At 58.5% G+C, this 12868-nt stretch carries 8 protein-coding genes; 2 read left to right on the forward strand and 6 right to left on the reverse strand.

The window, feature by feature from the left end; all coding sequences use genetic code 11:
• Window position 1: 1 nt before the first annotated feature.
• A complete protein-coding gene (locus AC0R79_RS16015) occupies window positions 2-1648 on the reverse strand; it encodes a DUF1302 domain-containing protein (protein ID WP_375747121.1) in 1647 nt (548 codons plus the stop codon).
• Window positions 1649-1669: 21 nt separating this feature from the next.
• Window positions 1670-3094, reverse strand: coding sequence for a DUF1329 domain-containing protein (locus AC0R79_RS16020; RefSeq protein WP_474730535.1), 1425 nt, complete (start codon window positions 3092-3094; stop codon window positions 1670-1672).
• Window positions 3095-3497: 403 nt separating this feature from the next.
• On the opposite strand from AC0R79_RS16020, the gene AC0R79_RS16025 reads away from it, so the two are divergent.
• Window positions 3498-4079, forward strand: a complete 582-nt coding sequence (locus AC0R79_RS16025; RefSeq protein WP_011334165.1) for a TetR/AcrR family transcriptional regulator — start codon at window positions 3498-3500, stop codon at window positions 4077-4079.
• A 5-nt stretch (window positions 4080-4084) separates the two neighbouring features.
• Here AC0R79_RS16025 and AC0R79_RS16030 read toward each other — a convergent pair whose 3' ends face one another.
• Window positions 4085-4867: an SDR family NAD(P)-dependent oxidoreductase gene (locus AC0R79_RS16030; protein WP_474730538.1), complete on the reverse strand. Its 783-nt coding sequence runs from the start codon at window positions 4865-4867 to the stop codon at window positions 4085-4087.
• Between the two features lie 130 nt (window positions 4868-4997).
• Window positions 4998-7109: a 3-hydroxyacyl-CoA dehydrogenase NAD-binding domain-containing protein gene (locus AC0R79_RS16035; protein WP_127798147.1), complete on the reverse strand. Its 2112-nt coding sequence runs from the start codon at window positions 7107-7109 to the stop codon at window positions 4998-5000.
• 531 nt (window positions 7110-7640) lie between these two features.
• Between AC0R79_RS16035 and AC0R79_RS16040 the strand changes: the two genes are divergently transcribed.
• Complete coding sequence (locus tag AC0R79_RS16040; RefSeq protein WP_103385261.1) at window positions 7641-8204, forward strand: TetR/AcrR family transcriptional regulator; 564 nt, start codon at window positions 7641-7643, stop codon at window positions 8202-8204.
• A gap of 95 nt (window positions 8205-8299) precedes the next feature.
• Here AC0R79_RS16040 and AC0R79_RS16045 read toward each other — a convergent pair whose 3' ends face one another.
• Together AC0R79_RS16045 and AC0R79_RS16050 are read right to left on the reverse strand one after the other, a co-directional pair.
• Window positions 8300-9709: an efflux transporter outer membrane subunit gene (locus tag AC0R79_RS16045; RefSeq protein ID WP_375747124.1), complete on the reverse strand. Its 1410-nt coding sequence runs from the start codon at window positions 9707-9709 to the stop codon at window positions 8300-8302.
• 3 nt (window positions 9710-9712) lie between these two features.
• Window positions 9713-12844, reverse strand: coding sequence for a multidrug efflux RND transporter permease subunit (locus AC0R79_RS16050; RefSeq protein ID WP_474730540.1), 3132 nt, complete (start codon window positions 12842-12844; stop codon window positions 9713-9715).
• Window positions 12845-12868 lie beyond the last annotated feature (24 nt).

Raw genomic sequence — 12868 nt, forward strand, 5'->3', positions numbered from 1 at the left:
CTCATAGGGTTCGGGAGACCACAAGGCCGACGTAATCGCGATCACGCAGCAGTTGATCGTAAGGGGTCTTGCCGCCCATGAACTTGGCGTAGTTGGCCGAGATCTGCCAGCTCGCAGGATTGCGCACGAAGTTGAGGTACAGGTTCAGACTGCTGGCATCCTCGGTGAACGTCGCCGACAGGTTGGGTGTGCGTCCTTTGATAGATTGCGAATAGAACACTCCCGGCGTCACCTGCCAGCCAGGGATCAGCGTGTTGTCATACGTCAGGCTGAAATCGAGGCTGATTCCGGAAGAGGTTTTGTTGCCCTTGGCGCTCGGCGGGATGGACGGATCCAGTTGCCAGGTATTGAGACCGGCGGCAATCGGTTCACCGGCGTACTCGTTATGCAGCCCCGGGTATTTCACGACCACGAGTTCGCTCAGCAGCGTACCGGTGCTGGCACCGGTGAGGTCGAGCAACGTCGGCGAGTTGGACGGGGTCATGCTGTAAATGCCGGTCAGGTGCCATTGCAGTTTCTTTTCATCCGTCCAGCACTTGCCACCGTTGCTGGCACAGGCGTCGATGACTGGATTAAGCGGCACCGCATCCTTTGGGCGATATGAAAGCTCCGTGCCCAATGCCCAGTCGCCGACCGGCATGTTGGCACTAATGCCGTACATCATGCGGTCCTCCGGATACTTCCAGGTTTGCGCCAAAGCGAAGGTTTCCGGATCCAGTACCTGCATGCTCAACGACGGCAGTTTGTCGTGATAACGCATCACGTACAGGCCGAGGTTGAGATCGGTGTTGTCAGGCTGCCAGCGCAGCGACACCCCCCATTGGCCTCCATTGCGTGCGTCCTTTTCGTCGTAACCGTAAGCTCCCCTGCCCTCGCCCAGTGCATGGGTGGTGGACCAATAACTGCCCACGGGAGGCAGTTCGCTTTTGTTCCAGTTGAACTGCCAGTACGCCTCGATGTTGACGCCGGCACCCAGTCCTGACGCAAGGCTCAACATCGGCGCTGGCAACAGGGCTTCCTTGAGCTGGGTGCCGGGACGCGACAACGCCATGACATCGTAGGCGTTGGTATTGTTGATGCCGCCGGCAGCGAACAGGCTCTCGCCCCAGTTGATGACCTGATTACCCAGACGAGCACGAACACGCTGTTCACCGACATCGAAACTCTTGCTCACCCACAGGTCCAGCAGGCGCGCTTTGAACTCCAGATCGTCCCGGGCGCTGCTGGTGAGGCCGTCGCTCCCGACACCTTCAGGCCGGTTGGCCGATAGCGCACCGCTGGTGTCGGTCGCGGCAAAGTCGCGTATCCAACTCCCGCGTGCCATGAACGTGTAGTCCTCGGGAAATTTAAGCACCAGTTCATGGGTGCCTTTTATGTAGTTGGTGAACAGATCCCCCCGGTCGTAGTTCAAGTCGCCCTGGTCACCAATATTGGCGCTGGGAGCCAGACAACCGCTGGGAGGATTGTGACCGCCTGGACTGCTGGTGATGAGATTGCATCCGCGAGATTCGGTCCGTAACCCCATGCCCACAGCGAGAGTGGAATCGAATGAGCCTCGGATGTTTTCGGTTTCAAAGGTGAACGCCATGGCAAATGGGGTTGCACACGCGATGACAAGACCTGAGGTTTTACTGATTATTTTTTTCATGTCTGTTCCCGAAAGCTGCTGTTAGCGTTCGCTGGTGGCGCGCAGATTGTCTGAGGTGTAGAAGTCGCGTTTCAGACGAGGGTTGTTGGCGCTATCGGTGAGCCAGCGATGGTCGTTCTTGCCGGAACCAATGGAGGTCATGTCGTAGAGGTAGCGACCATCAACGAGGTTGTATTGCGCCTGGGCTTCCATATCGCAGGTGCCAGTCTCGTAGACCGGGATTGTGTAGCCTTCGCGGACTTTCCAGATTTGCCCTTGTTTGTCGTAGTCCACCGCCATCAGCGCGTTCCAGCTGTCCTCATCGATGTAAAACAGACGTTTCGGAGCCTGATGACGCATGCCCTGGCGAACGGTTGCTTCAACCACCCAGACGCGGTGCAACTCATAGCGACGCGATTCGGGGGCGATGAAGTCGCGCTTGGCCACATCCTCAATCTTCGCCGAGTTGTCGTAGGCGCCGAACGAGTTGTAGGGCACAAGCATTTCCTGCTTGCCGACCAGCTTCCAGTCGAAGCGATCCATCGGACCAAAGAACACGTTGGACTCATCAATGGTGTACTGATTGTCCAGACCGATCTGCGGTGCGTCGTAGGAGTATGCCGGCATGCGACGTACCCGGCGCTGGCCCGGGAAGTAATAGAACGTAGTGGCTTGCTCGCCAGCTTTGGTCGTCACCACGCCGGCCTGCCCGGCAAGGGCTGCGGGGTCGGAGTAGCTGAAGTAGGTCGCAACTTCGAGTCGATCGAATGAAGAAAACAACGCACTGCCCTTCACGCCCCATGGTGTGTACATGAACCAGTCAGTGGAGGTTCGCAGCCAGTCTTCACTCCCTTTTCGCGGCGAAATTCCGGAAACGGTTTTCGACATATCGAAGCCGACGCCGCGATAACGCATTTTCATGTTCCACATAACCTCGGCACCCGAGGTTGGAAACGGAAATGGGATACCGGGGACGTAAGCCTCCTGCAGTGCCAGACCGTCGCCGTCGAGTTTCGCGAAACCGACATTCTTCTTCGTGTTTTCCGCGACGAAATCCGGTACGCCACAGCTGCGCCGTGTCGGATACACATCCATCCGGTACCCCGGAATCTTCTTGAACATTTCCACTTGGCCAGGGGAAAGCTTGCCGGTGTACTTCGCGACGTTGCCTGAGTCGATACTGAACAGCGGTTTGTCATCCTTGAACTTCCACTGCTGACCTCGCACCTGGCCGTGGCTCCAACCGCCGCCTTGTGGTCCGGGTGGTGTCCAGGCAGGAATGACACCATCGGCGCTGGCCGCCGCCTCACCTCCCAGCGGGGTCAGTTTTGTGCCGAGCAATGCAGGATCCTTATCTGCCGCCTGCGCCGTGCAAATGAAGGTTGATGCGACGACGGCCGCGATCAAACATCTGCGTACGACGCCTTTAGAAACATTGTTATCGGGGCGCTCAATCACTGTGTTCATTGGAGGATCCTCGTGGGTCTTGATCGGCACCGTGGCCACTTTGACGGCAGTAACACGTTGCCTGCGCTAACCTAATCAACTGACTTGATCAATTGACCAAGTCGCTTGATCAAAGCAAGGCTGGTGCCAATGTCTGAAGCGCGGGAAATAGTCACGTTTAATCAATCGATTACAGAAACGCGGGATAGATTCGAGCCACGAGATTTTCGTTAAACATTTCCGAGTGTTTCTTCGGTTCGCACCAAATCGGGAATTTGCGAAACAGTCGTTACCAATAATGGTGCGACAGTTTCAGACCACCGTTTCTTCCCTGACGCAAGGCGATTCGTTGCTGTAGCATCCGCAAGCGTCGACAGTGCCCTTACCGATAAAGGGCGCCAGGAATATTGGAGATTGCTGACTTATGGCCAGAATGGGCGCTGAATTACGCCGGCAGGATTTCGTCGAAGCAACGATCAAAGTGATTGCCGAGCACGGTGTCGCCAATGCAACGACCCGACGGATTGCGGCGGCGGCCGGTTGTCCGTTGGCATCGCTGCATTACGTGTTCCATACCAAGAACGACCTCTTCTATGCCGTCTATGAGTCGCTGTTTAACCTGCCTCATCAAGCGTTGGAACACGTCCCTGCCGGGACAACTGCCGCTGATACGACTGCCGAAGTCCTGCGACAGTTGATCACTTGGTTCATCGATCATCCGGACGCGGCCAAGGCGCAGAGTGAGTTGTTTTTTTGGGCACTGCGCAATGACCCCGAAATGGCAAGCAAGATTTACTCAGTAGCCATTGAAGCGACTGAGCAGGCACTGGAGCGAGCTGTAGGCGCAGAGCTGGGGGAAAAGTTTTTAAAGGCCGCAAGTCGGCTTCTGGTCCAACTGGTTGACGGGTTGACTATCGCGTGGTCCGCCCATGGAGACCTGCATAGATTGAGGGCCGAAACCGAGACGGCTTGCGCCGCACTGGCCCTGCTGGTGGCCAGTCACTGAGCCGATCACATGCTGCTGACCAGATGGCCTCCATCCACGGTCAGTACGCTGCCAGTCATGAATGCACCGGCGTCACTCGCTAACAGCAAAAAGGGCCCGGCCAGTTCATGTAACTGACCCAGTCGACTCATGGGCACCCTATCGCGGATGTAGCTGTGGCCCTTGTCACCCTCAAAAAAAGCTTCGTTCATTTCAGTCTTGAAATAACCTGGCGCGATGGCGTTGACCCTGATGTTGTACCGCGCCAGCTCCAGCGCCAGTGACTTGGTCAGCTGAACCACCCCGGCTTTTGCAGCGCAGTAATGGCTGTAACCGGTGCTAACGCGCAGTCCGAGTATCGAGGCCACGTTGACGATGCTGCCCCTACGTCCGGCCTTTGCCAGCCTTTGTGCAGCAACCTGGGCGACACGCCAGACGCCATCCAGATTGGTTGAAAGCATCTCACGCCACTGCTCTTCACTGATTTCGAGTGGACGCTGGCCGTTACCGATACCTGCGTTGTTGAGTACCACGTCAACCACGCCAAAATGTGCTTCGGCCGCATCGAACGCCGCTTCGACACTGTCCCGGTCAGTCACATCGAGTTCGACGGACAGCGCTTGCCCGCAATCCCATTCAATGTCCTTTGCCACCTGTGCGAGTCTTTCGACGCGTCGTGCAGTCAGCACAACCCGGGCGCCGGCATGCCCAGCGACCCTTGCCAGGTGAGCTCCAATGCCGCTGGAGGCGCCGGTGATCAATACCGTTCGGCCGGCAAGCGAAAAATTCTGAATGAAATCTTGAGTCATCAACACACCTCGAAATGAATCGCGCTGGCGCGCTCTACGGGTAACAGGTCCCTTTCTCCGAAATCGGGCGAGCATGAGGCAGATGCGTGGTCGTCCTCATGACTCGCTCTCGTCCGGAGAAAGGGAATTTTCAGAATATTTCGATGCGAGATCTGCCGGCGGCTACCAGACGTTCCAGAAGCGCCGCTGGGCGAAACCACATCTCGCCGTATTCGCCAAGCGCGCTGCGATAGTGATGGATGCGGCTGAGCACCGTTTCCAGGCCCAACTGTTCGGCGTAATGCATGGGGCCTCCGAGATGCGCGGGAAAGCCATAGCCGTTAATCCACACCAGATCGATGTCACTGGCACGCAGGGCAATACCTTCGTCCAGCAAGCGAATGCCTTCATTGATCATTACAAACAGGCAGCGATCGTGAATTTCCAGATCTTCGATGTTGCGACGCGTAACGTTGTGTTCACGGGCAAGCTGCTCTGCCAGCATGATGACTTCCCGGTCTTCCCTTGGACTACGTCCCTCGTAGAGGTAAAAGCCACGTCCGGTCTTTTGCCCGTACCGTCCCAAGGCATACAGTTCCTCGGCAAGGCAGCAGTAGCTCTGGTCATGGGCGATGGCTTCACGATTGGCGTCGCGCATTAGAAAGCTCACATCGATACCTGCCAGATCCAGCATGCTGAATACGCCCATATTCAAATCCAGACTGGTCAGCACTGCATCAACCTGGACCGGCGTCGCCCCCTCCAGTACCAGACGGTGAGCTTCGCGGGCATAGGGTTCGAGCATGCGATTACCGATGGAGCCGGCGCTGTTACCGGAGATGACCGGAAGTTTGCCGATACGTCTGGCGATGTCCATGACAGCTGTTACGACGTCCGGCGCTGTAGTCTGACAAAGCACAATTTCCACCAATCGCATGACGTTGGCCGGACTAAAGAAATGCATGCCAATGACATCCTGCGGACGAGAGACCATCTTCGCGAGCGCATCGATATCCAGCGACGACGTATTGGTCGCAAGAATGGCACCTGGCTTACACACGCTCTCCAGAGCGAGGAACACCTGATGCTTGCTCTCCATCTTTTCGCATACCGCCTCAATGATCAGGTCGGCATCTGAAAGGTCTGCGTAGTCGAGCGTGCCAAACAGCAGTTCCATCCGCTGCTGCATTTGCACGGCACTGAGTTTTCCGCGCTTGACGCTGAGTTGATAGTTTTCACGAACACGTTTGAGACCGCGATCAAGCGTGCGCCCATCAAGATCCATCAGCGCAACGGGAATACCGACATCGGCAAAGCTCATCGCGATGCCTCCACCCAAGGTGCCTGCACCGATCACGGCAACCTTGTTGATCTTGCGCGACGGATCAGCCGTATCGATCCGGGGCGTTCGCCGCGCGTCTTGTTCTGCGAAGAAAACATGCCGCAATGCTTTCGACTGACGTGATGCTTCAGCCTGCTTGAACAGCGTCAATTCCCGCACCAGTCCCTCCTCCATCGGCAACAGACAGGCGGCCTCCAGCGCAGAAAGCACCAACCTGGGCGCCAGTCGACTTTTCCAGCGCGGCTCATGCTCCACGCGATAACGCGCCAGGAAATCATCGGGCAAGTCCTCGGCGGGGTTTGGCCATGCTTCGGCTGGCCGCGCAGGAGCACAACATTCGATCAGCTCATTGGCATAAGCGCGCGCCTCTTCCAGCAACTGTTCGGTGCTGGAGGAGATACGGTCAAGAATGCCGAGCATTCGAGCACGCTCGGCATCGATCTGCTCACCTGAAAGAATAAGGTTCAAAGCCGATTCGGCGCCTATCAGCCTGGGCAAGCGTTGCGTACCGCCGGCGCCAGGCATCAGACCAAGATTGATTTCCGACAACCCTAGCCGTGCATCTGGCGCACCAATCCGGTATCCGCAGGCCAGGGCCAGCTCTAGCCCTCCTCCTAACGCAAATGTACCGATCGCCGCAATCAGTGGTTTATGAATCGCGCTCAAGCGAGTCAGGATGCCAGGCAAGTCAGGTTCAGCGAAGCACGCTTCGGTCCCGAATTCTTTGATGTCGGCACCAGCACTGAACAGTCCCTGCACCCCATAGAGAATGACGGCACCCACAGCTATGTCCTTGGCGGCACGCTCACACGCCTCGATGAGGGCTGCACGTAGGGTCTGGTCGAGTGCGTTGACCGGCGCACGGTCAAGACCGATCAGCGCCAGGCCATCTACGACGCGGTAATGGATCAGGTCACACATGGAGTGTCCCTTACTGACGTACTCAGGGTGTTGAGAGGGCGTGTTAGAAGATCGAATATCAGCGGCGTTTCAAAATTTCCGGAAAACATCACCGATGCTGGCAACGGGATAGGCTGGCTGCGACTGTGCTGTCGGGTTCCAGCTGACCGGGCTAAACACACCGTATGAGCCCACTGAGTAGAAGCTATGAATCGAGTAGATGGCGAGGGAGACGAGAGTCAGGGCCAGGCAGGAAAATAGAATCGGGCGCATCGATAACCTCCGTCATCTGGCGGGAGCCAAATGCAGTGTCTTTTGTTATTGAGGGTTTCGATTCTGGATAACGACCGATGCAAAAGCTTGGCAGATCACGCCAGGTATTTTGCAGTTCATGACATGCAAATACCCCGAAATCCGTTCAGCTTTGTGAGCCGGGCGTTGAGCTTATTTCGTCTCAGATGAAGTAAGTTGCTCAAGTTCTGTGGTTTTCATTGCAGTAATGAGCTTTTCCTGCACAATTCCGAGGACTGAAATACGATTCGAGACCGACTGATGTCCCTGACTCCTCAAGACGAACGACTCATCAAGGCGCTTGCCCTGGCCATCGTTGATCGCCCCCGTGCGACGCTCAAGGAACTGGCTGAAGCGGCAGGCGTGAGCAAGGCTACGCTGCATCGCTTTTGCGGCACCCGCGACAACTTGGTGCAGATAATGGAAAGCCACGGTGAGACGGTGCTGAACCAGATCACCACCACAACCGACCTGCTGCACGGAGAGCCGGTGCAGGCGTTGCGCAGTTTGATCAATGAGCATTTGGCACATCGTGAAATGCTGGTTTTCCTGCTCTTTCAGTACCGACCCGACACTTTTCCAGTCAACGGCGAGGGCGACCGCTGGCAATCTTATGCCGATGCCCTGGATGCTTTTTTTCTGCGCGGCCAGCAATTGGGCGCATTTCGCATCGATATCACGGCAGCCGTTTTCACAGAGTTGTTCCTGACCATGATCTTCGGAATGGTCGATGCCGAGCGCCGTGGGCGCGCGGCCAGTGCCAACTCGGCCAATGTGCTGGAACAGATGTTCCTGCACGGTGCCGCTAACGTAAAACCCCGATAATCCACACTCTGTCCTCCTGCAAAAAAGCCCCGTGACCTCTCGGTCTACGGGGCAAAAGGTTGGATGCGCCAACCCAAAGGAGCTCTTGCCAGGATTTATCTGACGTTTGTTTGTGATGACCATCCTCCACCCAGCGAACGGAACAGATCGACCAAGGCAATCTGGCGCTGAGTGCTGACTTCGATGAACGCCGTTTCGTTGACGAAACTGGTGCGCTGGGCATCGAGATAACGCAGGTGGCTGTCGATACCGCCTTCATAACGGGCCTTGGCCAGACTCAGGGTTTCAGTGCTGGTGTTGGCCAGTGCGCGGCGCGCGGCTTCCTCCCGGCGCAAGGTGTCGGTGGCGGCCAATGCATCGGCGACCTCGCGGAACGCTGTCTGAATCGTGCCTTCATAGACCGCCACGGCTGAGTCCTTGCGGGCTTCGGCCAGACTCAGCCCGGCACTGTTGCGACCGGCATCGAACAACGGCAGCGAAAGGTTCGGCACGAAACTCCAGGAGCGCGAGCCACCGTCGAACAGACCGGACATCTGCGCGCTGGAAGTACCAAAGCTGCCGGTCAGGCTGATACGCGGAAAGAACGCCGCCCGTGCCGCGCCGATGTCGGCATTGCGCGCTTGCAGCCGATGCTCGGCCGCAAGAATGTCCGGCCGGCGCTCGATCAGCGTCGAGGTGGTATCCGGGGCGATGTCCTGCACCAGCATCGGCTGCGTCGTCAGCCGCTCGGGAATCACTTTCCCTGCATCCTTTGTCCCCAGCAGCAAAACCAGCGCGTTGAACGCCTGCTGCTTCTCGCGCAGATTGCGTTCCTGCTCGGCCCGCGCCTGCTCCACCAGCCCCAGTGCTTCCTGATAATCCAGCGCAGTCGCAGTGCCGCTGGAGCGGCGCTGGCTGATCAGCGCGAACGAGTACTCGCGGCTGATCAGCGTTTGCTGAGTCAGCTCCAGACGACGCTGGGCGCCATCGTGAATCAGATAAGCCTGGCTGACTTCGGCGATCAGGGCGATCTGCGCGGCGCGGGCCGCCTCTTCGGTGGCCAGGTACTCCTGCAACGCAGAGTCAGTGAGGCTCTTCACCCGGCCGAACAGATCCAGCTCGTATTCAGGCAGCGACACGCCGACCTGATAACTGCTGGCAACCCCTGCCCGGCCGTTGCTGGCCAGATCCGCCGGCAAGCGCTGACGATTGCCGGATGCGCCGGCATTCAAGCCCGGCACCCGATCGGCCCGCTGAATGCGGTACTGCGCCCGAGCCTGCTCGATGTCCAGAAGGGTCTGGCGCAATGAGCGATTGTTATCCAGCGCAACCTCCACCAGACGGCGCAAGTCGGGATCGACGATGAACGCCTGCCACGCCAATTGGTTGATCGGAGCGCCTTGTCTCAGCGACTCGCCCGCCCAGTTGTCCGCGACCGGTGCAACGGGCCGCTCATAGGTCGGCGCCAACGAGCAACCGGCCAGCAGCATGGCGATCACCAGCGTAGAAAATCCTGAAATACGCATGTGTCACTCCTGAGTCAAAGCGGGTTGTTCAATGGGCGCAGGTTTACTGCGCAGCATCGACAGCACCCAGACAAAACAGATCGGTACAAACAACACCCCCAGCAGCGTCGCGCTGAGCATGCCGCCGATCACCCCGGTACCGATCGCCCGCTGACTTGCGGCCCCTGCCCCGGTCGCCAGTGCCAGCGGCACTACGCCGAGAATGAACGCCATAGACGTCATCACGATTGGCCGGAAGCGCAGCCGTGCGGCCTCAATCGCGGCGTCGCGCAGGCTGTAACCTTTCTCCCAAAGCTCCTTGGCGAACTCGACGATCAGAATCGCGTTTTTCGCCGCCAGACCGATGATGGTGATCAAACCGACCTTGAAGTACACGTCGTTGGGCATGCCGGCGACCATCACCGCGAGTACCGCACCGATGGCGCCGATCGGCACGATCAGCATTACGGTCAGCGGAATCGCCCAGCTCTCGTACAGCGCCACCAGCAGCAGGAACACCACCAGAATGGCCAGCGCGAACAGTTGCGTCGCCTGACCGCTGGAGACCTTTTCCTGATACGACAGCCCCGTCCATTCGTAGCTGAACCCTGCCGGCAACTGCGCGGCAATTCGCTCCATTTCCGCCATGGCTTCACCGGTGCTGTAGCCCGGCCCCGCATCACCGACGATGCGCACCGACGGATAACCGTTGTAGCGCACCACCTGCACCGGACCTTCCTCCCAATGCGTGGTGACGAAGGCACTGAGCGGCACCAGATCGCCCGCGGTGTTGTGTACATAAAGCTTGAGCACGCTTTCCGGAGTCATCCGGTCGCCCTGCTCGGCCTGCACCACCACGCGCTGCTGGCGGCCAGAGTTGGTGAAGTCGTTGATCACTTCGGAGCCGAATGCGGCGGACAACGCACTGCTGATGGACTCGAAACTCACACCCAGGGTGCGGGCCTTGTCACGGTCGATCACCACGCGCAATTGCGGCGATTCGGCCAGGCCTTCCATCATGGCGTAGAGAATTTTCGGGTTGCCGTTGGCCTGACCAAGTACTTGGTCACGGGCAGCGAGCAATGCTTCGCGGCCCAGACCGGCACGATCCTGCAGGCGTAAGGCGAAACCACCGGAGTTGCCCAGCCCGTCAATCGGCGGCGGTGGCACGGCCATCACCGCACCGTCGTTGGTCACGGCAAATTGCTCGTTCAGCGCATTGACTTCCGCCATGGCCGATTGATCTTCGCCACGCTCCGACCAGTCCTTGAACACCGGGAATGCCAGCGCTGCGTTATCGCCCATCCCGGAAAAGCTGAAGCCGGACACCAGGAACGTCGACTGAACCCCGTCGCGGGTAGCCAGGTAGCGCTCCAGTTGTTCGCCGGTCGCTTCGGTACGGGTGCGAGTCGCGCCCGGCGGCAGCTGGACGTCGACGATCATGTAGCCCTGATCCTCCACCGGCACGAAGGATTCCGGCAGGCGCAGGTAGAAGAAGCCGAGCATCGCAATAATGCCCAGGTACACCAACATCATGCGTCCGGCACGTGCGACCAGTCCGTTGTTGAGGACCGAGTAACGTTCGGTGAGCCGCGCGAAGCCACGGTTGAAGGCGCCAAAGAACCCGCGTTTTTCATGATGCCCATGTGGAATGGGCTTGAGCAGCGTGGCGCACAGGGCCGGCGTGAATGTCAGCGCCAGGAAGCCCGAGAACAGAATCGACACCGCCAGCGACACGGAGAACTGCTGATAGATCACACCCACCGAACCGGACATGAACGCCAGCGGCATGAACACCGCCGACAGCACCAGGGTGATACCGATGATCGCGCCCGATACCTGCCCCATGGCCTTCACGGTGGCGTCGACAGGCGATAACCCCTCCTCGGCCATGATCCGTTCAACGTTTTCCACCACTACAATGGCGTCGTCTACCAGAATGCCGATCGCGAGTACCATGCCGAACATGGTCATCATGTTCACCGAAAAGCCCATCAGGTACATCATCATCAGCGTGCCCAACAGACACACTGGAACCACGATCGACGGAATCAGGGTGTAACGGATGTTCTGCAGGAACAGGAACATCACCAGGAATACCAGCACCATAGCCTCGATCAGGGTGTGAATCACCTTTTCGATGGCGACGTCGACGAAACGCGAAGTGTCGTAGGGAACGGAGTATTCCACGTCGTCCGGGAAGTACGCCGACAGTTCGGCCAGACGTTCCTTTACGGCGGTCGCGGTCTGGATCGCGTTGGCGCCGGGGGACAACTGGATCGCTGCTGCCACGGCCGGTTTGCCGTTCAGGCGCGAGTTGAAGTTGTAACTCTCCTGGCCGATTTCCACGCGGGCAACATCACCCAGTTTGACCGTCGAGCCGTCCTCGTTGGCACGCAGGACAATGCGTGAGAATTCTTCCGGATTATCCAGCGTACCTTTCACCGCCAGGGTGGCGGTCAGTTCCTGCTGGCTGCTGGTTGGCGTGCTGCCGAAGCTGCCGGCCGGCACTTGTACGTTCTGCCCGCGAATGGCGGTACTCACGTCGTCGATGGACAGTCCGTAACCTACCAGTTTCTGCGGATCGATCCAGATGCGCATCGCCGCTTCGGAGGAGAAGAACTGCAGCTTGCCGACACCCGGAACCCGGCGCAGCTCGTTGTTGATATTGCGCGCGGCGTAGTCGCCCAGTGCGGTGGTGTCGCTGTGCTGGGTGCCCTCCTTATAGTTCAGCGCATAGATCAGCAAGAACCCGGCACTGGTCTGCTCCACTTCCAGACCTTGGGTGAGCACGGCTTGCGGCATCCGCGCTTCAGCTTTTTTCAGACGGTTTTGCACGTCAACCTGAGCGAGCTGCGGGTCGGTGCCCGGCTGGAACGTCACTGCGATCTCGGCGATACCGTTGGAGTTGTTGGTCGACTCGAAATACAGCAGATTCTTCGCACCGTTGAGCGACTCTTCGATCACGCTGGTGACCGAGTCCACCAGCACCTTCGCGGAGGCGCCGGGATAGGTTGCCGTCACCTTGATCTGCGGCGGCGCGACGTTGGGGTATTGCGCCACCGGCAGCATCGGAATGACCAGCAGACCGGCCAGAGAGATGAACAACGCCACCACCCAGGCGAAGTTCGGGCGTTTGATGAAAAACTGAGACATCGGAATATCCTCGCGGCGACGGCG

This window comes from Pseudomonas sp. HD57-3 (assembly GCF_056113135.1).

What these genes read in the sequence shown, in the direction of transcription:
- AC0R79_RS16015 (WP_375747121.1), bottom strand. Translation starts at nt 1,648, where the DNA reads ATGAAAAAAATAATCAGTAAAACCTCAGGTCTTGTCATCGCGTGTGCA.
- AC0R79_RS16020 (WP_474730535.1), bottom strand. Translation starts at nt 3,094, where the DNA reads ATGAACACAGTGATTGAGCGCCCCGATAACAATGTTTCTAAAGGCGTC.
- AC0R79_RS16025 (WP_011334165.1), top strand. Translation starts at nt 3,498, where the DNA reads ATGGCCAGAATGGGCGCTGAATTACGCCGGCAGGATTTCGTCGAAGCA.
- AC0R79_RS16030 (WP_474730538.1), bottom strand. Translation starts at nt 4,867, where the DNA reads ATGACTCAAGATTTCATTCAGAATTTTTCGCTTGCCGGCCGAACGGTA.
- AC0R79_RS16035 (WP_127798147.1), bottom strand. Translation starts at nt 7,109, where the DNA reads ATGTGTGACCTGATCCATTACCGCGTCGTAGATGGCCTGGCGCTGATC.
- AC0R79_RS16040 (WP_103385261.1), top strand. Translation starts at nt 7,641, where the DNA reads ATGTCCCTGACTCCTCAAGACGAACGACTCATCAAGGCGCTTGCCCTG.
- AC0R79_RS16045 (WP_375747124.1), bottom strand. Translation starts at nt 9,709, where the DNA reads ATGCGTATTTCAGGATTTTCTACGCTGGTGATCGCCATGCTGCTGGCC.
- AC0R79_RS16050 (WP_474730540.1), bottom strand. Translation starts at nt 12,844, where the DNA reads ATGTCTCAGTTTTTCATCAAACGCCCGAACTTCGCCTGGGTGGTGGCG.